At 71.8% G+C, this 25,144-nt stretch carries 23 protein-coding genes and 1 pseudogene; 13 read left to right on the plus strand and 11 right to left on the minus strand.

Going from position 1 to position 25,144, the window contains the following annotated elements; translation table 11 throughout:
- Positions 1-3: 3 nt before the first annotated feature.
- The 3 genes from ABEB09_RS21710 to ABEB09_RS21720 are packed head-to-tail and all read right to left on the minus strand — an operon-like array spanning position 4 to position 4,537.
- Positions 4-951 (minus strand): hydroxymethylglutaryl-CoA lyase, encoded by a 948-nt coding sequence (locus tag ABEB09_RS21710; RefSeq protein WP_345691578.1) that lies wholly within the window; start codon positions 949-951, stop codon positions 4-6.
- Positions 948-2,900, minus strand: coding sequence for an acetyl-CoA carboxylase biotin carboxylase subunit (locus tag ABEB09_RS21715; protein WP_345694032.1), 1,953 nt, complete (start codon positions 2,898-2,900; stop codon positions 948-950). Before ABEB09_RS21715 ends, ABEB09_RS21710 begins: the two co-directional genes overlap by 4 nt.
- Before the next feature lie 20 nt (positions 2,901-2,920).
- Positions 2,921-4,537: a carboxyl transferase domain-containing protein gene (locus ABEB09_RS21720; RefSeq protein ID WP_345691579.1), complete on the minus strand. Its 1,617-nt coding sequence runs from the start codon at positions 4,535-4,537 to the stop codon at positions 2,921-2,923.
- Between the two features lie 99 nt (positions 4,538-4,636).
- On the opposite strand from ABEB09_RS21720, the gene ABEB09_RS21725 reads away from it, so the two are divergent.
- The 6 genes from ABEB09_RS21725 (at position 4,637) to ABEB09_RS21750 (ending at position 8,646) form a co-directional block, all read left to right on the plus strand.
- On the plus strand, positions 4,637-5,242 hold the full coding sequence (locus ABEB09_RS21725) for an SACE_7040 family transcriptional regulator (protein WP_345691580.1): 606 nt from the start codon (positions 4,637-4,639) through the stop codon (positions 5,240-5,242).
- A 166-nt stretch (positions 5,243-5,408) separates the two neighbouring features.
- Positions 5,409-6,176 carry a phosphatase gene (locus ABEB09_RS21730; RefSeq protein ID WP_345691581.1) on the plus strand — a complete coding sequence of 256 codons (768 nt, stop codon included), beginning with the start codon at positions 5,409-5,411 and terminating at the stop codon, positions 6,174-6,176.
- A 61-nt stretch (positions 6,177-6,237) separates the two neighbouring features.
- Complete coding sequence (locus ABEB09_RS21735) at positions 6,238-6,624, plus strand: nuclear transport factor 2 family protein (protein ID WP_345691582.1); 387 nt, start codon at positions 6,238-6,240, stop codon at positions 6,622-6,624.
- Between the two features lie 130 nt (positions 6,625-6,754).
- Positions 6,755-7,621: a hypothetical protein gene (locus tag ABEB09_RS21740; RefSeq protein WP_345691583.1), complete on the plus strand. Its 867-nt coding sequence runs from the start codon at positions 6,755-6,757 to the stop codon at positions 7,619-7,621.
- On the plus strand, positions 7,608-8,216 hold the full coding sequence (locus ABEB09_RS21745; protein WP_345691584.1) for a Fic family protein: 609 nt from the start codon (positions 7,608-7,610) through the stop codon (positions 8,214-8,216). Before ABEB09_RS21740 ends, ABEB09_RS21745 begins: the two co-directional genes overlap by 14 nt.
- Entirely contained in the window at positions 8,164-8,646 is a 483-nt protein-coding gene (locus ABEB09_RS21750; RefSeq protein ID WP_345691585.1) for a recombinase family protein, read from the plus strand. The genes ABEB09_RS21745 and ABEB09_RS21750 overlap by 53 nt, the downstream gene beginning before the upstream one ends.
- Here the strand turns inward: ABEB09_RS21750 and tesB are convergent.
- The 3 genes from tesB to ABEB09_RS21765 all read right to left on the minus strand — a co-directional run bounded on the left by tesB (position 8,530) and on the right by ABEB09_RS21765 (position 12,207).
- On the minus strand, positions 8,530-9,408 hold the full coding sequence (gene tesB, locus ABEB09_RS21755; RefSeq protein ID WP_345691586.1) for an acyl-CoA thioesterase II: 879 nt from the start codon (positions 9,406-9,408) through the stop codon (positions 8,530-8,532). The genes ABEB09_RS21750 and tesB overlap by 117 nt on opposite strands.
- A gap of 6 nt (positions 9,409-9,414) precedes the next feature.
- Positions 9,415-10,572 carry an acyl-CoA dehydrogenase family protein gene (locus ABEB09_RS21760; protein WP_345691587.1) on the minus strand — a complete coding sequence of 386 codons (1,158 nt, stop codon included), beginning with the start codon at positions 10,570-10,572 and terminating at the stop codon, positions 9,415-9,417.
- A 219-nt stretch (positions 10,573-10,791) separates the two neighbouring features.
- Positions 10,792-12,207 carry a PucR family transcriptional regulator gene (locus tag ABEB09_RS21765; RefSeq protein ID WP_345691588.1) on the minus strand — a complete coding sequence of 472 codons (1,416 nt, stop codon included), beginning with the start codon at positions 12,205-12,207 and terminating at the stop codon, positions 10,792-10,794.
- Between the two features lie 128 nt (positions 12,208-12,335).
- Here ABEB09_RS21765 and speB point away from each other — a divergent pair, with 128 nt between their 5' ends.
- Positions 12,336-13,316, plus strand: coding sequence for an agmatinase (gene speB, locus ABEB09_RS21770; RefSeq protein WP_345691589.1), 981 nt, complete (start codon positions 12,336-12,338; stop codon positions 13,314-13,316).
- Positions 13,317-13,498: 182 nt separating this feature from the next.
- Positions 13,499-15,181 (plus strand): thiamine pyrophosphate-binding protein, encoded by a 1,683-nt coding sequence (locus ABEB09_RS21775; protein ID WP_345691590.1) that lies wholly within the window; start codon positions 13,499-13,501, stop codon positions 15,179-15,181.
- Between the two features lie 9 nt (positions 15,182-15,190).
- Here the strand turns inward: ABEB09_RS21775 and ABEB09_RS21780 are convergent, their stop codons facing one another.
- Positions 15,191-16,021 carry an endonuclease I family protein gene (locus tag ABEB09_RS21780; RefSeq protein ID WP_345691591.1) on the minus strand — a complete coding sequence of 277 codons (831 nt, stop codon included), beginning with the start codon at positions 16,019-16,021 and terminating at the stop codon, positions 15,191-15,193.
- A 444-nt stretch (positions 16,022-16,465) separates the two neighbouring features.
- Here ABEB09_RS21780 and ABEB09_RS21785 point away from each other — a divergent pair, with 444 nt between their 5' ends.
- Positions 16,466-16,957 (plus strand): hypothetical protein, encoded by a 492-nt coding sequence (locus ABEB09_RS21785; protein ID WP_345691592.1) that lies wholly within the window; start codon positions 16,466-16,468, stop codon positions 16,955-16,957.
- A 182-nt stretch (positions 16,958-17,139) separates the two neighbouring features.
- Here ABEB09_RS21785 and ABEB09_RS21790 read toward each other — a convergent pair whose 3' ends face one another.
- Entirely contained in the window at positions 17,140-18,756 is a 1,617-nt protein-coding gene (locus tag ABEB09_RS21790) for a TROVE domain-containing protein (RefSeq protein ID WP_345691593.1), read from the minus strand.
- Positions 18,757-19,162: 406 nt separating this feature from the next.
- Here ABEB09_RS21790 and ABEB09_RS21795 point away from each other — a divergent pair, with 406 nt between their 5' ends.
- Positions 19,163-19,903, plus strand: a complete 741-nt coding sequence (locus tag ABEB09_RS21795) for a class I SAM-dependent methyltransferase (protein ID WP_345691594.1) — start codon at positions 19,163-19,165, stop codon at positions 19,901-19,903.
- A gap of 212 nt (positions 19,904-20,115) precedes the next feature.
- Here the strand turns inward: ABEB09_RS21795 and ABEB09_RS21800 are convergent, their stop codons facing one another.
- Positions 20,116-20,802: an alpha/beta fold hydrolase gene (locus ABEB09_RS21800; RefSeq protein WP_345691595.1), complete on the minus strand. Its 687-nt coding sequence runs from the start codon at positions 20,800-20,802 to the stop codon at positions 20,116-20,118.
- Positions 20,803-21,001: 199 nt separating this feature from the next.
- Between ABEB09_RS21800 and ABEB09_RS21805 the strand changes: the two genes are divergently transcribed.
- On the plus strand, positions 21,002-21,964 hold the full coding sequence (locus tag ABEB09_RS21805; protein ID WP_345691596.1) for a helix-turn-helix transcriptional regulator: 963 nt from the start codon (positions 21,002-21,004) through the stop codon (positions 21,962-21,964).
- A gap of 96 nt (positions 21,965-22,060) precedes the next feature.
- Here ABEB09_RS21805 and ABEB09_RS21810 read toward each other — a convergent pair whose 3' ends face one another.
- A complete protein-coding gene (locus tag ABEB09_RS21810; RefSeq protein WP_345691597.1) occupies positions 22,061-22,759 on the minus strand; it encodes a bleomycin resistance protein in 699 nt (232 codons plus the stop codon).
- Positions 22,760-22,836: 77 nt separating this feature from the next.
- On the opposite strand from ABEB09_RS21810, the pseudogene ABEB09_RS35010 reads away from it, so the two are divergent.
- Both ABEB09_RS35010 and ABEB09_RS21820 read left to right on the plus strand, forming a co-directional pair.
- Positions 22,837-23,035, plus strand: a pseudogene (locus tag ABEB09_RS35010) (IS5/IS1182 family transposase); the annotation flags it as partial.
- 115 nt (positions 23,036-23,150) lie between these two features.
- Positions 23,151-23,900 carry a transposase family protein gene (locus tag ABEB09_RS21820; RefSeq protein ID WP_345691598.1) on the plus strand — a complete coding sequence of 250 codons (750 nt, stop codon included), beginning with the start codon at positions 23,151-23,153 and terminating at the stop codon, positions 23,898-23,900.
- A gap of 73 nt (positions 23,901-23,973) precedes the next feature.
- On the opposite strand, the gene ABEB09_RS21825 is transcribed toward ABEB09_RS21820, so the two are convergent.
- A complete protein-coding gene (locus tag ABEB09_RS21825; protein WP_345691599.1) occupies positions 23,974-25,119 on the minus strand; it encodes an SMI1/KNR4 family protein in 1,146 nt (381 codons plus the stop codon).
- Positions 25,120-25,144: the final 25 nt, after the last annotated feature.

Below are 25,144 nucleotides of genomic sequence, written 5' to 3' on the forward strand. Positions count from 1 at the left end.
CGGTCACTCCTTGTGGGAGGCCGCGCCGGCGAGGGCGCGGACGGTGCGGGAGGGGCTGGGACGGCCCAGCTGCTCGGCGAGCCACACGCTCGTGGCGGTGAGCCGGCCGAGGTCGACCCCGGTCTCGATACCGAGGCCGTGGAGCATCCACACGAGGTCCTCGGTGGCGAGGTTGCCGGTGGCGGATTTGGCGTACGGGCAGCCTCCGAGGCCGCCCGCGGACGCGTCGACGGTCGTCACGCCGTACTGCAGCGCGGCGAGCGTGTTGGCGAGCGCCTGGCCGTACGTGTCGTGGAAGTGCACGGCGAGCGCCGAGGCGGGGACGCCCGCGTCGCCGAGCGCCGTCAGCAGCGCCCGTACGTGCCCGGGGGTCGCCACGCCGATCGTGTCGCCGAGGCTCAGCTCGTCGCAGCCCAGGTCGGCGAGGCGGCGCGTGACGCCTACGACCTGCTCGACCGGGACCGGGCCTTCCCACGGGTCGCCGAAGCACATCGACAGGTAGCCGCGCACGGTCAGCCCCTCGGCCTTGGCGCGGGCCACGACCGGGGCGAACATGGCCAGCGCCTCGTCCACCGTGCGGTTGAGGTTGGCCTTGGCGAACGACTCGGTGGCGCTGGCGAACACGGCGACCTCGCGGGCGCCGAGCGCGAGCGCCCGGTCCAGGCCGCGCTCGTTCGGCACGAGGACCGGCAGCCGCACGTCCAGGTCGCGCACCTGCGGGAACAGCTGCTCGGCGTCGGCCAGTTGGGGCACCCACTTGGGGTGCACGAAGCTGGTCGCCTCCACCGTGTCCAGGCCCGCGCCGGCGAGGCGGCGCACGAACTCGGCCTTCACCCCGGTCGGGACGACGCCCGGCTCGTTCTGCAGGCCGTCGCGCGGGCCCACCTCGTGGATCCGGACCCGGGCGGGGAGCCCGGGCGCGGGAACGGTCATCGGCAGTCCGTCGGTCATGACGCCTCCTCCTCGGAGGCGTGCGGCTCGACCACCGCGAGCACCTGGTCCATGGCGACCGTCGTCCCGGGCGTGACGTCCAGCTCGACGACGGTCCCGTCGTGCGGCGCGGAGATGACGTGCTCCATCTTCATCGCCTCGACCACGAGGAGGCCCTGCCCGGCCGTGACCTCGTCGCCCACGGCGACCTTGACGACGGTGACCGTGCCCGGCATCGGCGCGGTGAGGGAGTCCGCGCCGGAGTACGCCGAACGGGTGAGGGAGGCCTCGACCGGGTCGTGGTCCAGGACGTTCCAGCTGTCGCCGTCCCGGCCGAGCCAGGTGCCGGCGCGGTGGAACGTGTGCGTGACGCCGTCCAGGGTGACGGTGACGCGGTCCTCGGTCACCGTGCCTCCGGTGGCCGTGGCGCGGTGCGTGACGGGTTCGGCCCCCGGCACCCGCAGGTGGTGCGTGACGGGCAGCGGGTCGCCGCCCATGCGCCAGCCGCTCGGCACCGAGAACGGGTCGGTCCAGCCCCCCGCGTCCGGCCGGGCGCGCAGCGCGTCCCCCCGGACGGCCGCGGCCGCCTCGTACGCCTCCGGCGGGACGCCGTCGCCGACGAGCCCGTCCGCCTCCCGCTCCACCAGGCCGGTGTCCAGCTCACCCGCGACGACCGCCGGGTGGGCCAGCAACCGGCGCAGGAACCCGGCGTTGGTGGGCACCCCCAGCGTCACCGTGTCCGCGAGCGCCGCGCGCAGCTTGCGCAGGGCCGTGGCCCGGTCCGGTCCGTGGACGATGACCTTCGACAGCATCGGGTCGTACAGGCTGGACACCTCGGTGCCCTCGCTCAGTCCCGAGTCCGTGCGCACCCCGTCGCCCTGCGGCTCGCGCAGCGCGAGGACCGTGCCGCCGGAGGGCAGGAAGCCGCGCGAAGGGTCCTCGGCGCAGATCCGGGCCTCGATCGCGTGCCCGGTCAGCGTGATGTCCTCCTGCCGGAACGGCAGTTCCTCGCCGGCCGCGACCCGCAGCTGCCACTCCACCAGGTCCAGGCCCGTGATCAGCTCGGTCACCGGGTGCTCGACCTGGAGGCGGGTGTTCATCTCCATGAAGCAGTACGCCGACGGGTCACCGCCCGGGACGATGAACTCGACCGTGCCCGCGCCCCGGTAGCCGCACGAGCGGGCCGCCTGCACGGCCGCCTCGCCCATGGCCGCCCGGATCTTCTCGTCCAGCAGGACGGAGGGCGCCTCCTCGATGATCTTCTGGTGGCGGCGCTGGAGCGAGCACTCGCGCTCCCCGAGGTGCACGACGTTGCCGTGGCCGTCCGCCAGGACCTGGATCTCGATGTGCCGGGGCCGGTCGATCCACCGCTCCACCAGGAGCGTGTCGTCGCCGAAGGAGGCCCGCGCCTCGCGGCGCGCGGCGGCGATCTCGTCCGCCAGCCGCTCCTCGTCCCGTACCAGCCGCATGCCCTTGCCGCCGCCGCCCGCCGAGGGCTTCAGCAGCACCGGCATGCCGATCTCGCGTGCGGCGGCGGCCAGTTCGGCGTCGCTCAGCCCGCTGCCGGAGGAGCCGGGCACGACCGGCACGCCGGCCTCCCGGACGGTCTCCTTGGCGCGGATCTTGTCGCCCATCAGCGAGATGGCGTCCGCCGGGGGCCCGATGAAGACGAGCCCCGCCTCGGCGCAGGCCCGCGCGAACGCGGCGTTCTCGGCGAGGAAGCCGTAGCCGGGGTGGACGGCCTGGGCGCCGGTGCGCGCGGCGGCCTCCAGGAGCCGCTCGATCCGCAGGTAGCTCTCGCCGGCGGGCGGCGGCCCGATCCGTACGGCCGTATCGGCCTCGCGGACGTGCCGGGCGTCCGCGTCGGCGTCGCTGAACACGGCCACCGAGCGGATACCCATGGCCCGCAGTGTCCGGATGACCCGGACCGCGATCTCGCCGCGGTTGGCGACGAGGACAGTGTCGAACATCGTCATGGTCGTCAGGTCCCTCACATCCGGAAGACGCCGAAGCCGGGCTCGCCCAGCGGGGCGTTGGCGCACGCCGTCAGGGCCAGACCCAGCACCTGGCGGGTGTCCATCGGGTCGATCACCCCGTCGTCCCACAGCCGGGCCGACGCGTAGTAGGCGCTGCCCTGCTCCTCGTACTGGGCGCGGATCGGGGCCTTGAACTCCTCCTCGGCCTCCGCCGGCCAGGACTCGCCGCGCGCCTCCAACTGGTCGCGCTTGACGGTGGCGAGCACGGACGCGGCCTGCTCGCCGCCCATGACGGAGATCTTGGCGTTGGGCCACATCCACAGGAAGCGGGGGCTGTAGGCCCGGCCGCACATGGAGTAGTTGCCCGCGCCGTACGACCCGCCCACGACGACGGTCAGCTTCGGGACCCGCGTGCAGGCCACGGCCGTCACCATCTTGGCGCCGTGCTTGGCGATGCCGCCCGCCTCGTAGTCCCGGCCCACCATGAAGCCGGAGATGTTCTGCAGGAACACGAGCGGGATGCCGCGCTGGTCGCACAGCTCGATGAAGTGGGCGCCCTTCTGGGCGGACTCGGAGAACAGGATGCCGTTGTTGGCGACGATGCCGACCGGGTGGCCGTGGATCCGGGCGAAGCCGGTGACGAGGGTCTGCCCGAACTCGGCCTTGAACTCGGCGAACCGCGACCCGTCGGTGATCCGCGCGATCACCTCCCGCACGTCGTACGGGGTGCGCGAGTCGACCGGCACCGCACCGTAGAGGCCCGCCGGGTCCACCTTCGGCTCCTCGGCCGGCTCGACGGACCAGGGGAGCGGGCCGCGCGCGGGCAGCGTGGCGACGATGTTCCGCACGATCCGCAGGGCGTGGGCGTCGTCCTCGGCGAGGTGGTCGGTGACACCGGAGACCCGGGAGTGGACCTCGCCGCCGCCCAGCTCCTCCGCCGTGACGACCTCGCCGGTCGCCGCCTTCACCAGGGGCGGGCCGCCCAGGAAGATCGTGCCCTGGTTGCGGACGATCACGGCCTCGTCGCTCATCGCCGGCACGTACGCCCCGCCGGCCGTGCAGGAGCCCAGCACGGCGGCGATCTGCGGGATCCCGGCGCCGGACATCCGGGCCTGGTTGTAGAAGATCCGCCCGAAGTGCTCCCGGTCGGGGAAGACCTCGTCCTGCATCGGCAGGAACGCGCCGCCCGAGTCGACCAGGTAGACGCACGGCAGCCGGTTCTCCAGCGCCACCTCCTGGGCCCGCAGGTGCTTCTTGACGGTCATCGGGTAGTACGTGCCGCCCTTGACCGTGGCGTCGTTGGCGACGACCACCACCTCGCGCCCGGAGACCCGCCCGATGCCCGCGATGACCCCGGCGGCGGGCGCCTGGTCCCCGTACATCCCGTTGGCCGCCAGCGGGGCCAGCTCCAGGAACGGGGAGCCCGGGTCCAGCAGCGTGTCGACGCGGTCCCGGGGCAGCAGCTTGCCGCGTGCGGTGTGCCGCGTGCGTGCCTTCTCGCCACCGCCGAGCCGGGCCGCGGCGAGCCGCGCGCGCAGGTCGTCGGCCAGCTCCCGGTGTGCCGCCTCGTTGGCCTGCCAGGCCGCCGACGCGGGATCAGCCGCGCCGGCCAGCACAGGTGCCTGCTGCATCGTGTCGAGCCCCCTTGCCCGTACGACCGTGAGTTAATGATCGTTAACTCGTTTCCTTCAGGTTAACGAGCGCTAACCGCGTTGTCTAGAATCGATCCCATGAGCACCAGGACCGACGCCCCCACGCGCCGCGAGCAGATCCTCAAGGAGGCCGCCCGCCTCTTCGCCGAGCGCGGGTTCCACGGCGTCGGCGTCGACGAGATAGGCGCGGCGGTCGGCATCAGCGGCCCCGGGCTCTACCGCCACTTCGCGGGCAAGGACGCGATGCTCGCCGAGCTGCTCGTCGGGATCAGCGAACGGCTCCTGGACGGCGGCCGGCGCCGCGTCGAGGAGTCGGACGGCGACCCGCAGGCGCTGCTCGCCGCGCTCATCGACGGCCACATCGACTTCGCGCTCAACGACCGCTCGCTCATCACCCTGCACGACCGCGAGCTGGACCGCCTCCGTGACACCGACCGCAAGCTGGTCCGCCAGCTCCAGCGGCAGTACGTCGAGCTGTGGGTCGACGTGGTCCGCAAGCTCTACCCGGAGCAGACGGAGACCCAGGCCAGGGCGGCCGTGCACGCCGTGTTCGGCCTCCTCAACTCCACCCCGCACCTCGGCCCGGCCCACACGGAGGGCTCTCTCCCGGCCCGCACCGCCACGGAGGACCTGCTGCGCCGTCTGGCCCACGGGGCATTCGACTCGCTGAGCGTCGCGTCCTGACCCATCTGGGCGCCGGGGGAGCCGCGTCCGGATCCGCCGGGGCGGCGCAGCCCCGGCGACGGGATGCCGCTGCCGCGGCGGCGCCCGCCACGGCCGGTGGTGGCCCGACACGTCCACCCGCCGGAATGCCGCGACCACGCCCCGTGGCGGACGGCACAATGGGGCCATGCCGATACCCAGTCGCCCCGTCCTCGTCGAGCACCTGGTCCGTACCCGTATCGCGGGGGACGTCGCCACCCCGCGCGACAACAACCTCTCCCACTACCGGAAGCTCGCCAACGGCGACCGCCACTACTGGCTGGGGCTCGAGCTGGGCGACCGCTGGACCGACGAGCAGGACGTGCTCGCCGTGATGGCCGAGCGGTGCGGCGTGAACGACGACCCCGAGCACCGCGTCGGGCAGGACACCATCGACCCCGAACTGACGGTCGACGGTCTCGACCGCATGGCCGCGCGCCTGCGCAAGGCCGCCGCCGGCAAGGAGCGCGTCCTCTTCGCGACCGGCCACCCCGGCGCCCTCCTGGACGTCCACAGCCGCACGGCCGCCGCCCTGCGCGCCGCGGGCTGCGACATCGTCCGCATCCCCGGCGGGCTGACCGCCGACGAGGGGTACGTCGTGCAGTTCGCCGACGTCGCCGTCTTCGAGCGGGGCGCCACGCTCTGGCACACCCACTCGCCCGAGCCGATGAACGCCATCCTCGACCACCTGGACGTCCGGCCGGACCTGGTCGTCGCCGACCACGGCTGGGCCGGCCGCGCGGGCCAGCGCGGCATCGACTCCGTCGGCTACGCCGACTGCAACGACCCGGCCCTCTTCATCGCCGAGGCCGAGGGCACCCTCCAGGTCGCCGTCCCCCTCGACGACCACGTCCTCGACCCGCGCTTCTACGAGCCCATGACGGCCTACCTGCTGGACGCGGCCGGACTGCTGTGAGCGCCGTGCGGCGGATCAACGCGGTTGCGGAGGGACCGGTGCGCCGAGCGAGGATGCGTCCATGAACGGTGCGACGGACGACGTGCAGCAGGCGATCGCGGGCGAGTTGCGGCTCATGGATCCGCGGGTGCGCTCTTCGCGGGAGCTCGCCGGACGGCTGCTGGACCCGGAGTTCGTGGAAGTCGGCGGGTCGGGGCGGCGCTGGACGTATGAGGCGATGCTGGCCGAACTGCCCGACCACCCGGGCAGTTCGGCGGACGCCCCGCGCTTCGAGCCCTCGGAGTTCTCGGGAGTGCTGCTCGCGCCGGGTCTGGTGCACCTGACGTTCGAGACCATGCTCGGCGAGCTCAGGACCAGGCACAGCTCGATCTGGCGGAAGGGGGACGGGGCGGCTGGCTGGCGGATGTACTACCACCAGGCCACGCGCGTTCCGCCCGGGGTGGACTGAGGCGTTTCCTTCGGATCATCCGATCGTCGGCCGATGCGTGTCGTCGACCGATGGGCAGTGGGCTCGGATCGAGCCGTTGCTGCCGGATCGGACGCCGAAGCGGGGTGGGCGGTGGCGTGATCACCGGCAGGTGATCGACGCGATCGCGTCTTCGAAAAATCCGTTCGCGATCCCGGGCGCTTCGAGCGGAGACTGGTGGGTCGATCACATCGGACAGGAAGAGTGGCCAGCGCTGACGTACAACCGTGACACCCTGCCCTTCCCCGAGAACCGTGTGCCCCCCATCACCTACGAGGGCATTCGGAACTGGGATGCATTCGACCCGGCCCGCCACCCGTTCGCCTGGGACGAGGACGAGGAGTCCCACCTCCGCTCGCTGGTCCGCGAGTGGGTGCCACCCGTGCTCTCCGGTATGGCCGGCTGGTGGCAGGGCGAACGCTGGTGTGAAAGCCAGGTGGACGCGGTCATCCGGGAGCGATACGGCACCTGGGCCTGGGGGTGGAGGTGGTGCTACCGCGACGGCGGGCCCATCGGCAACTGGGTCAGTGGGCCAAGCTCGGTGACGACCCCCGACGAGACCGCGGCACGCGTCGTCGCCGCACTGTTGGAGTGGCGGGAGTGGCTGGAGCGGACGGCCCGGCGCTTCGCCGAACTGGCGCCGCCGTCGGACGCCTCACCCGAGGATCGCAGCTGGCACCTGGAGCGGGCCTGCGTCCGGCTCGTGACCCACACGCTGGACTCGGGCGCGGAGGGCGGCTGGCACGGCCAGGCCTCAATCGTCCTGAGCTGGTTCCTCACCAGCACCGGCATGGACCGAGCCGAAGCCGCGCGAGCGGTGGAGAACGCGATCGGTGGCCGGTTCAAGAGCTGGGTCACCCCGGAACGGACGCTGATCGAATCCGTCGGCGAGGACCTGGCCGCCGGCCTCACCGGCCACGCCCCGTACCGGGACCACCGTGAAAGGGCGGCGCTGGAGGATCTCCATGACCGCTACTGACAGCCTTTCGGTCTGGCTGCGCGTGCGCCGTGAGGTCGACTGGCAAGGCGCACCGGCCCTACAGCGGGTCGCGCCCGACCGCGATGGGTTCCGGTCCTGGTGCGAGGGACCGGTGCGCCGGCGCGACCCGATTCGCGCCGAGCGCCTGCTCGCCGCACATGCCCTGGCCCGAGAAGATGCCGCACGGCGCACCCCACTGGACTTCGCTCTGCTTGCCGGTTGGCAGCGCGAAATCCTTGCCGCAACAGAGGCACCGTTCCGCGTGAGCGACGCCTATGCGAAGGGCGACCGCGAGCGCTACGGCCTGACTTCTCGGACGCAGGCCGATTTCGATTCCTGCCTGCGCGAGACGACCGACCCGGACATCCCGCTGGCGGCCCGCGCGGCCCGCGCCTACCTCGATGTGGCGTTCTTCCATCCCTTCACCGATGGCAATGCCCGTGCCGCGCTGTTGACCTTGGTCCATGTTCTGGCCCGGGAGGACATCGTCCTTCCTGAGGTCGGCCCTCTCCAGACCACCCGCTACGCGGACGACCCGGCCGGTGCCGCCGACCTTGCCGTTCTCATCGGGGTGCTCAACCGCCGCCGACGCTGAAGCGTTCGGGCGAGAGCACTGCTGTTCCGTCCTCGCCGCCGGCGACACCCTGGTGGCGGCCGCGCTCGACCGCTCCGGCCGCTCGCGCAAGGACCTGGTGAGCATGGTCGGCGAACTGCGGCGCCGCAAAAGCGGATTCTGCTCGCTGCACGAGCGCCTGGACACCACCACCCCACCACCGAGGGCTGCAGCTTCCGCCCCTGCTGCTCGGTCAGTCGGCGAACCCTCACCGGGGGTGCCCTGCCTGCCCCCTGCCGTGTCGTCACTGACACCCAGCACAACGAGCAGCCCGGCAAAGGTTCCGGTCACCGCACTAGCGGTCGTGCGGGACGCGGACCACGCCCTCCTGGATGACCGAGATCGCCAGGCGGCCGTCCTGGGTGTAGATGCGGGCCTGGCCCAGGCCGCGGCCGCCCGACGCGGACGGTGAGTGCTGGTCGTACAGCAGCCATTCGTCGGCGCGGAACGGGCGGTGGAACCACATCGCGTGGTCCAGGGACGCGCCCACCACGTCGCCGACCGCCCAGCCGCCGCGCCCGTGCGCGAGCAGCACCGAGTCGAGCAGCGTCATGTCGGAGACGTACGTCGCGAGGCAGACGTGCAGGAGCGGGTCGTCGGCCAGTTTGCCGTTCGTGCGGAACCACACCTGGGAGCGCGGTTCGCGCGGCTCGCCCGCCGTGGCGTACGGCGGTTCGGACACGTACCGGAGGTCGACGGCCGCGCGGGCCTCCAGCATGCGTTCGGCGACGCTGGGGTGGGCGAAGAGGTGCGCGTGGCGGGGGAGGGCCTCCTCCGCCGTGGGCAGCGTCTCGGGGTCCGGCGCGGGCGGCATGTCCGCCTGGTGCTCCAGGCCCTCCTCGTACGTCTGGAACGACGCCGAGAGGTGGAAGATCGGCTGGCCGTGCTGGACCGCGACGACCCGGCGGGTGGTGAACGAGCGGCCGTCGCGGATCCGGTCCACGGTGTAGACGATCGGCGCACCCGGGTCGCCCATGCGCAGGAAGTACGCGTGGAGGGAGTGCGCCATCCGGTCGTCGGGGACCGTGCGGCCGGCCGCGACCAGTGCCTGCGCCGCGACCTGGCCGCCGAACACCCGGGGCACGATCGCGCTGCGCGACCGGCCCCGGAAGATGTTCTCCTCGACCCGCTCCAGGTCGAGCAGGTCGAGGAGATCGTCCAGTGCTTCGCTCACCGGTGCTTACAGGCCCATCGACTTGGCGATGATCGACTTCATGACCTCGCTCGTGCCGCCGTAGATGCGGTTGACGCGGTTGTCCGCGTACAGGCGGGCGATCGGGTACTCGTTCATGTAGCCGTAGCCGCCGTGCAGCTGGAGGCAGCGGTCGATCACGCGGTGCGCGACCTCGGTGCAGAACAGCTTGGCGCTCGCGGCCTCCGCCGGCGTCAGCTCGCCCGCGTCCAGGGCCTCCAGGGCGCGGTCGGCGACGGCCTCGGCGGCGTCCACCTCGGCCTGGCAGGCGGCCAGCTCGAACTTGGTGTTCTGGAAGTGCGCGACCGGCTTGCCGAAGACGGTGCGCTCCTGCACGTACTGCTGGGCGAACCGGACGGCGGCCTTGGCCTGCGCGTACGCGCCGAAGGCGATGCCCCAGCGCTCGGACGGCAGGTTCTGGCCCAGGTAGTAGAAGCCCTTGTTCTCCTCGCCGAGCAGGTCCTCGACCGGCACCTTGACGTCGACGAACGCCAGCTCGGCGGTGTCGGACGTGCGCAGGCCGAGCTTGTCCAGCTTGCGGCCGATCGAGTAGCCCTCGGACTTGGTGTCCACGGCGAACAGGGAGATGCCGAAGCGGCGGTCCTGCTCGGTCGGGGCGGACGTGCGGGCGCACACGATGACGCGGTCGGCGTGGACGCCGCCGGTGATGAACGTCTTGGCGCCGTTGAGGACGTAGTGCGTGCCGTCCTCGGAGAGCTTGGCGGTGGTCTTCATGCCCGCGACGTCGGAGCCGGTGCCCGGCTCGGTCATCGCGAGCGCCCACATCTCCTCGCCGCTGACGAACTTCGGCAGGTAGCGCTTCTTCTGCTCGTCGCTCGCCAGCATCTTGATGTACGGCAGGGCGAGCAGGACGTGCACGCCGGAGCCGCCGAACTGGACGCCCGCGCGGGCGGTCTCCTCGTAGAGGACCGCCTCGAACTTGTGGGTGTCCAGGCCCGCGCCGCCGAACTCCTCCGGCACGTTGATGCCGAAGAGGCCCAGCTCACCGAGCTTGTGGTAGAAGTCGCGCGGCGCCTGGCCCGCGGCGAACCACTCGTCGTAGACGGGTACGACCTCGGCCTCGATGAAGGCCCGGATGGTCTCCCGGAACGCCTCGTGGTCCTCGTTGAATACGGTACGGCGCACGACAACGCCCCTTCCGGCCTGGATCCGACTTCGACTAAGCGCTTGCTCATAGCGAAGTTACCGGGGAGTCGCTTTGCCTGTCCAGGGTTGTTCAGCTCACAACCAGCCCGCGGAGGCGACGGGGTCGGACCTCACTACGAGCCGGTCGCCCACGCCCGGTCGGCTCTCACCACGCCCGCCGCCGGCGCCCGGTCGGTTCTCCGGCGGCACCGTGTCCGGTCACCACCAGCCCAGCGCGAACCACAGCTCCATCCGCGTCTGGGCGTCCTCCAGATCCGCGTCCAGCAGCGCCGCGCACCGCGCGATCCGCTGCCGCACCGTGTTGCGGTGCACCCCCAGCGCCGTCGCCGTACGGTCCCAGCTGCCGTGCAGCGACAGCCACACCCGCAGCGTCTCCACCAGTGCGGGGGAGTCCTCCAGCGGCCCCAGCAGCGCCCGGGCGTGCGCCGCAGCCTCGCGCGGCTCCACCAGGGCGGCGAACCCGCCCGTACGGTGCCGGGCCAGACCCGAGTGCGCGGCCTCCGCCCGCCGCAGCGCCCGCGCCGCCTGCGCGTCGGCCGCCACCAGGTCCTCCGCCGCGGCCGGGGCGCTCACGCCCAGCGTCCAGCCCGGGTACGGCGCCACCTCGCGGCCCGCCGGAAGCAGTACGCGCACGCCGGCGTCGTGGACGTCCACCAGCGGGCTGCCCAGCGCCGGCGGCGGCGCCTGCGGATCGGCGCCCCGCGCGTGCACCACCGTCCACGGCGCCTCGCCCAGCAGCGGCGCCACCTCCTCCACCGCCGCGCCCAGCAGGAGCCGGACCAGCGCGGTGGAGCGGGTCGCCTCGTCGGCGCCCTGGTGCGGGGCCGTCAGCAGCGACAGCAGCACCATCGCGGTCTCCGCGATCCGCTGGTCGGCCTCCTCGTGGCGGGCCATCGCCAGCCCCAGCGTCAGCCCCTCCGGCCCGGCCGCCGCGCCCAGCCGGTAGGCCACCAGCCGCACCCCCGCCACCCGGTCCGTCGCGGACGCCGGCCGGGCCGCCCCGGCCACCACCCCGACCACGTGCTCCAGAGCCGCCCCCTCCTCCGGGGTCAGCCCCCGCCCGGCCGCCGCGTACTCGGCGCCCTCCGGCGTGTACAGCGCGGCCCGCCCGCCCAGCCGTGCCGCCAGCACCCGCAGCACCGCCGGCACCGGGTCCGGGCGCGCCGCCGCCGTGGCCAGCGCCCGCTGGGCGTCCGTCAGGCGGCGCAGCTCCTGGTGGCGGGCCTCCACCATGAGCGCCCACACCGCGCGGGCCACCGCCGTGAACGGAGTCCCGGGCGGCACCTCCACCAGCGGCAGCCCGTGCCGCGCGCACGCCTCGACCAGCGCGTCCGGCACCGTGTCGTACACCGGCGTCACCCCGAAGCCGAGCGCCGCCGCGCCCGCCTCGGCCACCCGCGCCGCGAACCGCTCCGGGTCGGTCAGCTGCACGCCGGCCGTCAGCAGCAGCTCACCGCCCAGCAGATACGGGTACGGGTCGGCCATCTCCGTCGTGTGGACCCAGTGCAGCCCCGCCCCGGCGTCGCCGGCGACCAGCCGCAGCCCCAGCTCCTCGCGGGCCAGCAGCGCGGCCAGCCGGACGGGCGGCGCGAACGGCACAGGCGGCTGCGTCATGGACGGCCCCTCATGGATGATTCCTCCACTCCACATCGCACGTATGGAGGAAACGTACACTTCAGTCCGGGCTTCCGCGCTCGTACCGTCGGTCTCATACCCGACGAAGCGCAGGAAAGAAGGCGACCATGAGCAGCACCGAGCAGACGCCCCGCGGCCCCATCGACTCCTCCCGCGTCCCGCGGTACGCCGGTCCCGCGACGTTCGCCCGGCTGCCCCGCCTCGACGAGGTCGGCACCGCCGACGTCGCCGTCATCGGCGTGCCCTTCGACTCGGGCGTCTCCTACCGCCCCGGCGCCCGCTTCGGCGGCAACGCCATCCGCGAGGCCTCCCGCCTGCTGCGCCCGTACAACCCGGCGCAGGACGCCTCCCCGTTCGCCCTCGCTCAGGTCGCCGACGGCGGTGACATCGCCGTCAACCCGTTCAACATCAACGAGGCCGTCGAGACCGTCGAGGCCGCCGCCGACGACCTCCTCGCCACCGGCGCCCGCCTGATGACCCTGGGCGGCGACCACACCATCGCCCTGCCGCTGCTGCGCTCCGTCGCCAAGAAGCACGGCCCGGTCGCCCTGCTCCACTTCGACGCCCACCTCGACACGTGGGACACCTACTTCGGCGCCGAGTACACGCACGGCACCCCGTTCCGCCGGGCCGTCGAGGAGGGCATCCTCGACACCGAGGCGCTGTCCCACGTCGGTACGCGCGGCCCGCTGTACGGCAAGCAGGACCTGACCGACGACGAGAAGATGGGCTTCGGCATCGTCACCTCCGCCGACGTCTACCGGCGCGGCGCCGACGAGATCGCCGACCAGCTGCGCCAGCGCATCGGCGACCGCCCGCTGTACATCTCCATCGACATCGACTGCCTCGACCCGGCCCACGCCCCCGGCACCGGCACCCCCGAGGCGGGCGGCATGACCTCCCGCGAGCTGCTGGAGATCCTGCGCGGCCTGGCCTCCTGCAACCTGGTCTCGGCGGACGTCGTCGAGGTCGCCCCGGCGTACGACCACGCCGAGATCACCTCGGTCGCCGCCTCCCACACCGCGTACGAGCTGACGACGATCATGTCGCGGCAGATCGCCGCGGCCCGCTCCGGCGGCGCGCAGTAACCCGGATGCCGTCACCGGCCGTAGGCCCGCTACCGTCACCGGTCGGCGCCACGGCCAGTGCCGTCACCGGTCGGCGCCACGGCCGGTGACGGCACCGACCCGGGCCCGCGGCCGGTGACGGCACCGACCCGGCCCCCCGGCCCGGTGGCGTTCCATCCCGTACGGAGACCGGAGCACGGACCATGACCCATGACCACGACCTGGTGCTGCGGCCCACCGCCGCGCAGACCGAGGCCGCCCTCAACCCGCCGGCCGGGCGGATCGGCGGCGACCTCGTCATGGAGACCCTGCGCGGCCTCGGCGCCACCACGGTCTTCGGCCTCCCCGGCCAGCACGCCCTCGGCATGTTCGACGCGCTGCGCCGCTCCGACCTGCGGTACGTGGGGCTGCGCGTCGAGAACAACGCCGGCTTCGCCGCCGACGCGTACGGCCGGATCACCGGAGAGGCGGCGCCGCTGCTGCTGTCCGCGGGGCCCGGCGCGCTCACCGCGCTCGCCGCGCTCCAGGAGGCGGCCGCCGCGAGCGCGCCCGTCCTCGCGATCGGCGCCCAGGTCCCCGTGGCCGGCCTCGGCGGCGGCCGCCACGGCCACCTGCACGAACTGCGCGACCAGCAGGCCTCGTTCCGCGACATCGTGAAGTCCGTCCACGTCGTGCGGACGGCCTCGCAGATCCCCTCGGCGATCGCCGCCGCCTGGAAGTCCGCGCTGACCGCCCCGCACGGGCCGGTGTGGGTGGAGATCCCGCAGGACGTGCTGAACGCCCCGACCGCCCTGCCGGTCGTCACGGCCGTGGACGCCACCCCGGAGGAGCTGCCGCCCCGCCCGGAACTGACCGCGCTCGCCGCACACCTGCTCAGCAACGCCGAGCGCCCCGCGATCATCGCGGGAGGCGGCGTCGTCCGCGCCGACGCCTCCGGCAAGCTCCGCGCGCTCGCGCAGCGGCTCGACGCGCCCGTCGTCACCACCTTCGGCGGCAAGGGCGCCTTTCCCTGGACGCACCCGCTGTCCCTCCAGTCGTGGCTGGAGGACCGGCACACGACGGACTTCCTGGAGGACGCCGACGTCCTGCTCGTGGTCGGCTCGGGCCTGGGTGAACTCTCCTCGAACTACCACACGTTCGCGCCGCGCGGCCGGGTGATCCAGATCGAGGCCGACCTCGGCAAGCTGGAGTCCAACCACCCTGCCCTCGGCATCCACGCGGACGCCCGCCTGGCGCTGTCGGCCCTGCTGGAGACGGTCGAGGAGCGCCACGACCCGACGGCCCCCGAGCGGGTACGGGCGCTGCTGGGCCGCGTACGGGCACGCCTCGACGCCCAGGACCTGGCGCGGGAACAGCAGGTCCTGGCCGCGGTCCGCGCCGCCCTCCCGGACGACTCGCCCGCCTTCTGGGACATGACGATCCTGTCCTACTGGGCCTGGTCCGCCTTCGACGCGCGCCGCCCGAACACCATGCACTCGGCCCAGGGCGCGGGCGGCCTCGGCTACGCCTACCCCGCCGCGCTCGGCGCCGCCGTGGCGGACCCGACCCGCCCCGCCCTGGCCGTGTCCGGCGACGGCGGCGCCCTGTACTCGATCGCCGAACTGGCCACCGCCCGCCAGCACGACCTGCCCGTGACGTGGCTGATCGTGGACGACGGCGGCTACGGCATCCTGCGCGAGTACATGACGGACACCTTCGGCGAGGCCACCGGCACCGAGCTGACCCGGCCGGACTTCGTGGCCCTGGCCGAGTCCTTCGGCGTACCCGCGGCCCGTACGACCCCGGAAACGCTACGGACGGACCTGGAGGCGGCTCTGGCCACCCCCGGCCCGTCCGTGGTCGTCCTGCAGGCCGTGCTCAGGATGTTCGCGCCCACGCACACGTAGGCGCCGCGGTCACCAGATCGCCTCGACCCACTCCGGGTGGTCGATGAACGGGTTGCGGTTGTGCTGGTAGGTGCCGTAGATGACCTCGTTGCGGCGCTGCTCGAAGGCGTCCGGCGGGTCCTGCTCGTTCCACTGCTTCAGCACGGACAGACGGCCGTGGTACGGCGTGCTGCCGTTGTTCACGGAGTCGTTGGGCTCCAGGTTGGGCCAGCCGTCACCGCCCTCGTAGCGGACGGCCATGTAGAGGATCATGCGGGCGACGTCGCCCTTGACGGCGTTGCGCGGCTCGAAGGAGTTGGAGTCGGTGTAGCTGGTGTACGTACCGCTGACGGCGGAGCCGCCCCAGTCGAAGTCCTTGTTGCCGCGGATGCTGTTGACGGTCACGTCCTCGGGGCGCAGGTGGTGCAGGTCGGTGCCCGGGCCGGCCGAGGTGCCGAAGTCGCCGTGCGACTGGGCCCACACGTGCTCGCGGTTCCAGTTCCCGGTGTTGCCGCCGCTCAGGGACTTGCTGCGGGAGACGCCGGAGTAGAGCAGGATCACGTTGCCGGTGTTGTTCGGGTCCTGATCGGTGACCTTCAGCGCTTCCCAGACCGCGGAGTACGAGATCTTGCTCTGGTCGCTGATGATCGTGTGCAGCGCGCTCTTGAGGGCCGTACCGGACTTGCCGATGGCGCCCTGGTAGTAGGTGTCGTCGTACGCGGTGACGGTGGCGGCGGTCTGCGCGCCCTCCACACCGGCCGGTGCCGCCGAGGCGGCGGGCGCGGCGGTGCCGACGAGGAGCGCGGCGGCGATGACCGGGATCTTCCAGCGGCGCACGAAGCGCGGGATTGGCGAGGACATGAGGGTGGGGGAGTCCTTTCCCGTTGCGGTGACACGCGTAGAACCTGGGTTGTGTCTACGCGAGTTGACTGGTGCGGCAAGGGGAGAGTGACATGGACACGGTCACCGTTGTGTGAACGTGCGGCGTCGGTTCTGTGTCGTTGTCATGACCGCGCCGTTCTGGCCGAAATTGCTGCAATTGGGGGCATGGCGGGCCGTCGGCCGGTGGGGGCCGGCCCGATGTTCCGGCGCCGCTCCATGCCGCTGAGGCGGGCTACGGCGGCTTCCGCGCGTCCTGGCGCCGGATGAATTCGATCTCTTGACCCTGATTTATGTCCGGTCAAGGGGTGATTTCCGGACAGGCATAATCGGCGACTTCTGCCGCCTTTTCTTCCTGGATCTCTTGTAGCGGCCATCGAAGGATGGCGGAGGAAAACGACCATTCAGTTCCGAAGGGGGAACAGCGTGCTTCGTCGCATGCTGGCCGCGTCAGCGGCAGCCGTCTGTGTCATGGGCCTGGGCACGGTCCAGGCGTCCGCCGCGACCGTGCAGCCGCAGGTCACGACGGTGGAGTACGACTGCGAGAAGAATGCGGGTATGCCGTTCAACGGCTTCCGGCAGGAGTACGACTTCCGGCCCGAAACCCGGATCGGCATGATGTGGAATTACTGCCGGCCGGAGAAGACCATGCTCGGGTACGCGGAGAGGCGCAACGGCGGCACCGTTCACTACGTGTGGTTCGAACGCGCCACCACCGGCCCGAACCCGACCACCTGGACCGGCCCGTACGGCAAGAAGGCAGCCCAGCCGGCCTTCGCACACACCGAGAACAATGTCGCGTACGGCGACTACTGGTGGCGCACCTGTGCCGACATCACCACCAAGGCCGGGGCCAAGGTGACCGAGTGCAGCAACTGGTACCAGCCGAGCACCATGTTCACGCCCGTGCCGAGGTGACCTGGTCACCTGGTGCGGCGGGTGATACCGCTGAGCGTCATCGTCAGGCCCGCGTGATGCCACGAGCGGCCTGACCCGCACCACACTTGACGGCCCGCCGGCCGACCGGCGGGCCGTCGCCATGGGCGCCCCTCCGGATCGGCGGCTCCGGGCTGCCGGGAGATCAGGCCGCTGCCGGGGAATCAGGCCGGATCGGCGGTCCACGGCCAAGCGGCCTCACGCCCGGCCTCGATGAGGCCGACCATCCGGAACGCGGCGTCCGTGAGGCCGCCGAAGGTGTGCCGGTGGGGGCCCGTGGGGCCGTGCGCGGGCCGGTACCCCGCCAGATTCCAGGTGTAGACCGGGATGTCGGCCGGGACCGTCTCGGCGGGCCCGCCGGGCCCGCCGGGGCCGTAGGGGTAGGGGGCGGCCTGCTCGTCGGTGACGATCAGGACCCGGTCGTGCTCCCGGTAATGCTTCTGCACCGCCTTCGCGGTGTAGGTGCCTCCGAGATCGTGGAACCGCTTCAGTACCTCCAGCACCGGCTCTCCGGGCTGGAACGGCACGGCCTTGCTGTGCCAGCCGAACTCCACCAGATCCGCCTGCTCGGCACGCATGGCCAGCGCGGTGCCGAACACGGCGGCCGCGTCCGCCCGGGTCAGCGTGGACCGCTCGGAGACGGTGTCCCAGAACATGGAGTCGGACCGGTCCACGAGGATCAGGGTCCTGCCGGGCAGCGACGGCACGTTGGCCAGCGAGTGTGCGAGGGCCTGTTCCAGCGCGGCCGCCCAGCGCTGCGACGGCGCGTGCCGGTGAGCGGCCAGGTAGCGGAAGGGGAACTGCCGGGACCGGGCCACCTCGGAGGCGTCGGACAGCCGTGCGGCGACCCGGGCCGCGACGTCGTCCGAGACGCCCGCCTCGTCGAAGTTCCGCAGGTTCCGCAGGAGCGCCATCGGCCCCATCGTGGGGATCACGGCTTCCCAGACGGCGGCGTCCAGCGGTCCGTGCAGCCAGCCCGCCAGGGCCTCCCACGTCATGCCCGCCTCGGCCAGCCGCTCGGAGCCGCCCGGCCCGGTCACCACCGCCCGGCGCTCGTCCACAGCCGACTCCATCAGCGCCCGGTGGGCGGTCAGCAGGTGGTCGGAGGCCGGCGGAACCGCCCGCTCCGGGTGGTGGCGGCGGTCCAGGGCGTACCGGAAGAGCGCGCCCTGCCAGGGCTTGTCCGGGTCGGGGGAGGCGTGCACCAGGTTGAGCACGTCGCCGAAGCGGAAGCCCTTGGACGCGGTGTCGTACTTGAGCAGGGACCGGGACGTGTACAGCCGGCGTACGGCGTCGGCGATGCCCCGCTTCACGGGCTGCGGCACGTTCCGCCCGTACGCCGGGATCCAGCGGGCGAGCAGCTCGCCGGGCTCGTCGGCGCGCTGGAGCACCGAGTCGATCACGGACCGGTTGGACGGACCTCCGGACGCCCCGGCGTCGAGCCGGGCCCGCACGTAGGCGGCGGCGCCCACCAGGGACGCCGTGCGCATGTTGCCCTCGCCGCGCAGCCAGCGCAGCAGACCGGCCGTCCACACGGGGTCCTGCACGGCGAGTTCACCGACGAGACGGGTGTACCGGTCGTCCCGCTCCTCACCGCTCTCGTAGAAGGTCTGCTGGGAGACGAAGTTGCCGACTGCGAGCAGGAAGAGTTCCTCGCGTGGCTCCCGGACGAAGGCCGGGCCGCCCGGGTAGCTGCGGAAGTCCCGCCGGGCGGGCCGGTGGTGGTGCTGAGGTGCGGGCAGGGAGCGAGCGGTCGCCGCGACATGCGGGGCCACGAGCATCTCGGACCAGATCTTGGAGACGCGTGGGGTGTGACGAGGCAGTGAATCCCCCCGGATTCAAAGGATGGGACGGCCCCGGGCCCATGGGTCCCACGGGGCGAAGACGCCCGCGCCTGCCGAGATCAAAAGGGGCGGCGGCGTCACTTTGATGTCAGAGGAAGTAGCCGCAGCCGAGCGCACCGGAGGCGCGGTCGCGACGCCAACGTACAAGGCCCGCCGAGCCGCACACCAGCGATTAAACGCGGGCCCTGTGCATGAGGCCGGGACGGTGTCCGGATCTTTGTGGGTTCTGCCAGTACGGCGGTCCGCCGGGATGTGGAGAGACTGCCCACCACGGGCCGCGGCGTGCCCCGGGGACGGGAGGCCGAGGCCGAAGGACATGCGGAAGCACGGGGAGGACAGCACGATGAGCGTGCAGCAGTACGACGAGATCGGTGAGGCGTACGAGGGGTTCAAGGCCCTGCCGTTGGAGCAGTACGCGGTGGTGCCCAGCTTCCTGGCCATGGTCGGGGACGTACGGGGCAAGTCGGTCCTCGACCTGGCCTCCGGCACCGGCTTCTACAGCAGGGAGTTCAAGAGGCGCGGGGCCTCGGAGGTGCTCGGCATCGACATCTCCGGCGAAATGGTCTCCGTGTCACAGGCGCTGGAGGAGCGCGATCCGCTGGGTGTGCGCTACGAGGTGGGCGACGTGTCCGAACTGCGGCCCCTCGAGCAGCGCTTCGACATCGGCCTGGCGGTCCAGCTGCTCAACTACGCGGACGACATCGCCACCACCGAGCGGATGTGCCGCAACCTGCACAGGAGCCTGAAGCCCGGCGGCGAGCTCTTCCTGCTCAACCAGTCGCCCGACTTCCGCTTCGACGGGCCGACTCCGGAGAGGTACGGCTTCCGCAGCGTGCTCACCGGCGAGGAGGCCGAGACGGGACCGCGGGTCCGCACCACGGCGCTGCTCGACCCGCCGGTCTCGTTCGTCGCCAACCGCCCGCGCCGCGAGGTCTACGAGAACTCGCTGCGGGCGGCCGGATTCAGCGAGCTGACCTGGGTCCCGATCACGGTGTCGGAGGCGGGCGTGCGCGAGTTCGGCGCGGACTTCTGGGCGGACTTCCACGCCAACCCCCCGCTGGAGATGCTGCGCTGCCGCGCCTGACGCCCCACCGGGCCTTCCCTCGGTTTGCCCGCCGACGTGGCCGACCTCGCGTGCGGAACTCCGGTCACCGGGCGGTGCGCTGAGCGGATCCCGGGCTTATGCCGCAGGTACCGCCCCGCTGCCGGCGGCGGAACATGCCGTACGCCCGGCTCCAGGGGCCGTACTCGGCGGGGAGGCCGCGCCGCGGGATGCGGTGCGGGCCCGCCACCCCCTCACGCCGCGTCGGCTGCCGCGGCCAGGATTCGGGCCAGCTCGGCGGGCTTGGTGAGCATGGGCCAGTGGCCGGAGTCGATGTCGGCAAAGTCGAGGTGCTTGGCGCGGGCGAGCTCCGGGACGTCGCCGGCGTTGATCCACTCCTGGGCCTGCGCGGGTGTGAACTCCGGGCATACGACTACGACCGGCACGTCGAACCGCCGGTCGTCCGCCAGCCGCACCACGCCCCCGGCCACGCCTTGGGGCACGGGGATCGCGGCGGCCGCCAGCTCGCGCCTTGCCTCGTCGTCGACGTCGGCGGCTTCCGGTCCTTCGAACGGGCTCCAGCCCGGGAAGGGCATGACACCGTCCCTCACCTCGAAGAAGTCGGCGTACGGCTGACCGTGGGGGGCCGGGAAGCCGCCGATGAGGGCGACCTTGGCCAGCCGCCCCGGCCGCCGGTCGGCGGCCAGCCAGGCCAGCGAGCAGGCGGCGGAATGCCCCACCACCATGAGCTTGCCGGGCGCCGCGTCCACAGCGGCGAGCACCGCCTCCACCTGGTCGTCGAGCGTGGCGGATACGGAGCCGTCCCCCTGGCCCGGGAGGGTGAGCGGCACAGGGCGATGGCCGCGGGCCTCCAGCGCGGAGGCGACACCGCCCCACACGGATCCGTTCAGCCACAGGCCACCGATGAGCAGGATGTTCATGGTCGGTTCCCCTTCTTCTGCTTCACGGTTGTCACCGTAGGAGGAGATCCGGACAATCCACTGCCGGTTTGTCCGGCGACCACCCGGGCGCATTGGCGAAGCCCGGTGGCGGGTCCGGCCACCCTCGCCCCACGGGCTGGGGAATCCCGCGGACCCCGTTCTGGCCCAGGGGCTCAGCGGAGCGGATTAGCCTGCTCCCGTGCCGAACGATCTCAGCCCCACCGCGCGAGCGCTGCGCGCCCTGGAGATCATCCAGGCCCGCCCCGGTACGACGGCCGGGCAACTTGCCGTACGGCTGGGCGTCACGGAGCGAGCCGCGCGCCGATACGTCGGGATACTCCGAGAGGCCGGCATCCCCGTGGAGTCGGCCCGGGGGCCGCACGGCGGATACCGGCTGGGGCGCGGGACGAGGCTGCCCCCTGTGTACTTCACGCAGTCCGAGGCCCTCGGCCTGGTGATGGCCGTACTCAGCGGTCAGCCGAGCGCGACCGGTGCCGACGACCTCGTCGGCACCGCCCTGGGCAAGGTCGTCAAGGCGTTGCCGGAGAACGTCGGCCGACACGCGGCAACGCTGCGGGAGTACGCGTCGGCCGCACCGGACCCGTACGAGGCCCGGCCGGATCCGAACATCACCAGCGAGCTGGTCGATGCCGTCGCGGCCCGGCAGCGCGTGGTGGTCACGTACCGCAGCGAGGCCGGCAACGAGTGGGAGGCGGAGGTGGATCCTTGGTCCCTCGTCGTCCGCTACGGGCGCTGGTACCTGCTGTGCCACTCGCATCGCGTGGACGCCATCCGCACGTACCGGGTCGACCGGGTCTGCGCGGTCCGGCGGACCGGGAACCGGTTCGAACCACCCGAAGACCTCGACCCGGTGGCGGTGCTGGAGGAGCACCTGGGCGTCGGATGGGAGTTCTCCACCCGCGTGGTGTTCGACCTCCCCCTGACCGAGGTGGCCCCCTGGATCCGGCCGCCGATGGGACGGCTTGAACCCCTGGGAGAGGGATGCGTGCTGGTCGGCAGCACGCGCAACCCGGCCATGTACGCCCAGGAATGGCTGGCGAGGCTGCCGTTCGCCTTCCGCGTCGAGGGCGGGGAAGAGCTGCGCGCCGCGGTCATGGCACTCGCGGCGCGCTTCACCACGGCCGTGGCCGACCAGCTCTGACTGTCCATCAAAAATGGACCATCTGTGCCGCCCCGGGATCGTCCCGGTCGTGGCAGCCATCGACGAGTGGCCGCGACCAGCACTCGCGAAGCAGCCTCAGCCCCCCAGCTCCTTGAGACGTTCGAGGTCGTCAGGGACCGACTCCCGCTCCTCGGTGGTGAGGTGGACTGCGCCGGCCCGGGCGAGCGCGGACCTCGCGGCCTCCTCGTCACCGAGGCGCCCGGCGACATCCGCACGCAGCACGAGGAGGCGTAGCAACTGCACGGGTGTGGGCCGCTCGTCCTCGATGCACAGCACCCGATCGATGATCTTGGCGGCGCCCGCGGGGTCCTCCTTCGAGTCCGCGAGCAGGGAGGCGTGATGGAGGGCTCGGGAAAAGGTTTCCTTGGGTGCGGGCCGGTGGTGCTGGTCCTGGCTCGTCTGCTGCCCGATTCGGAGGCAGTTGCCGCCCGGATCGGTCACAAGGAACTGCCGCATGCCGTGCGACGTGTCCTTCAGCGGCCCGATTCGCGGCAGCCCGCGGGTCGGGACTCTCCCGTACGCCGCCTTGAGGCTGGCCCGGAAGACCTCGTGCAGCCCGTCGACGTCATCGCTATGGATGGAGCACGTGCTGTATGACTCGGCCGGCTCGTACTGCTTCATCCCGAAGAAGTGGAGCTGAATGCCGCCGCGCTCCACGACCGCGTACGGGTTGGGGCTCTTCTGCAGGAAGGTCACCTCGAACCCGAGGGCGGTGTAGAAGTCGAGCACAGGCTGGATGGTCCGGCAGGGCAGGATCGGGATCGTCTTCTCCATACCGGCAGTCTAGTCAAACTTGAATAGCGGGCGGGTTCGTTTCGGGATGTCCTGTGCTTCTTGGCGCTGCCGCGCCAGCCGGTACGAGCGGGCGCACGGCGATGAGAGGAGTGATCACGCCGGGCCAGTGGGGCGACGCCCCGCAGATGATCCAGTCCTCGAACGTGCCCGCGTCGCCGCATCGGCGGCGGGCATCCTCGCACCCGCCCGGGCCATCTCGGTGGCGACAAGGCGTACTCCTCCCGCCGTAACCGCCGCTACGCACCGAAGGACCAGTGAGCTTCTTCGAGTTGGCCACCGATCGGGTGATGGTCGTGAAGCGCAACGAACGAGGCCCCCGAGCTGTTGATCGAGATGTCTGACATCTCAATCACGTTGCTCGGGGGCCTCGTTGGTCATCCATCCTGCCGCGCTCGACCTGCCGCATGCGCTCGTGGAGTGGGTCGCCATGCTGGTTGTCACTCGTGAGGGCGACCGGCGCTGCAGGCTCCGTCCGTCTCAGCGGGCGATGGTGGCACTGGTGTACCTGCGAGAGCACACCACTCTGGCGAAGATCGCCGCCGGGTTCGGGATCAGCGAGTCCACCGCCCACGCCTACACCCGCGCAGTAGTCGACCTGCTCGCCGAACGAGCACCGGGTCTGCTCCAGACGCTGCGCGAGCACGATCCCGACTTCATCCTGCTCGACGGCACCCTCACCGAGTGCGACCGGGTCGGCGACGGCCGGGCCGACTACTCCCACAAACACCGGCGCCACGGAGTGAACGTGCAGGTCGTCACCGACCCCTACGGCCGGCTGCTGTGGCTCTCGCCCGCCCTGCCGGGCCGCACACACGACCTGACCGCCGCCCGCACCCACCGGATCATCCGGATCTGCGAGCGCCAGGGCGTTCCCATCCTGGCCGATCTCGCCTACCAAGGCGCAGGACCGTGGCTGACGACCGGCATCAAACGCAAGCCACTCCAGGAACTCACTCCCACCGAGAAGACCCTCAACCGGGCGCTGGCCGTAGCACGAGCGCCCGTTGAACGCGGTGTCGCGAGCCTGAAGTCCTGGCGGATCTTCCGCAGGTCCCGGTGCAGTCCCAACCGCATGACGTCAATCGTCAAGGCCATCCTCACGCTGGAGCGGCAGCGCTGAAGATCCTTAATGAGCGCTTCGTCTGGCGATAACCGCCACATGAAGCGCTCACCCGGAACCGAAACCCCTGGGGTCAGTCCTGATCCTGGCTGTACTGGGCCGCGTACCAACTGGAGTCGATGGCGGGGTTGCGCAGCGCCCCCCAGAATCGGTCGTCGGGTATCGGTGGCAGGGGCGGATGGCCCAGGTCCGCATGCAGATCCGCACGCCAGTCGAGAGTGAAGTGACTCCGGGTCTCCGCGCTCTCGCACACGGACCTGTACGGGGACCCCCAGATCCCGAGGGCTATCTTCTCCGCGGCCCACCTGCGAGTGTGGTCTCGGCCGGTGTCGGCCTGTGCGAGCACCGCGCGGAGTCGCAAGGCGAGCGGGCCGGTCTGGTCCGGCTGTGGCGGGGCCACACCGCGCTCCCACGCGTCCAGGGCTGTCTTGACCTCGGGGTAGTTGTTCAGGCCCGTTTCCACCGCCAGTCTGCGCAGCTGCTTCCGCGCGGCGTCGACCACCTGCTCATACGGCAGGACTGCGATCAGCGCACCGAGTTCCTCATGCCCGTCCAGGTGGCTCACATGGAGGAGGTCGGTGGGACTGTAGGACAGGTCCAGCTCTGGCAGCTGCTCATCCGGTGCGGGAAGGGGCTCGTCGGCACTGTACTGCGGCCTGGCAGGCGGAAGCCCCTCCCAGAACAGCCGGCCGTTGAACGTGACGACACCGGCGTCATGGCCGCGCTCAAGCGTGTTGGCCAGTTCGGCCAGATACTCACCCAGCGAGTCGGCCTGCCCGAAACTGGTGCCGGTCTCGTCGAAGAACCGTCCGATCGCACCGAAGGAGTCCCGCCCGGTACGGCAATCCACCAGAAGACCGTCCGACGTCACGTCGTAAGAACCGAACTTCACGTAATCGTGAAGCCAGTAGCCCTCGGTCTCCCCGCCGAGGCCCTGGTCGATGCCGCGCATGAACCCGGTGTCCCCGAGGATTCCGCTCACTCCGAGCAGCCGGTCGCCCGTGCTGAAGCGGAAAGCCTCAGGTCCCTCCAGCGCCCCGTTGTGCCGGAGGAGTGAAGCGACCAGGTCCGGAGGAAAGGTGACCCCCAGTTCCTGTTGCGCTGCTGTGATCTCCTCGTCTCCTGCGGGCGGCCGAAGCGTGGCAAACGTGCGGGGCGCGTGCTCGCGTAGCCACGCGTCGATGCGAGTCCATGAGTCCTGGACCAGGTTTGATGTCATAGGGCCGACCTTAGAACCAGCGGCT

Source organism: Streptomyces coeruleoprunus, assembly GCF_039542925.1.
Lineage (GTDB): Bacteria > Actinomycetota > Actinomycetes > Streptomycetales > Streptomycetaceae > Streptomyces > Streptomyces coeruleoprunus.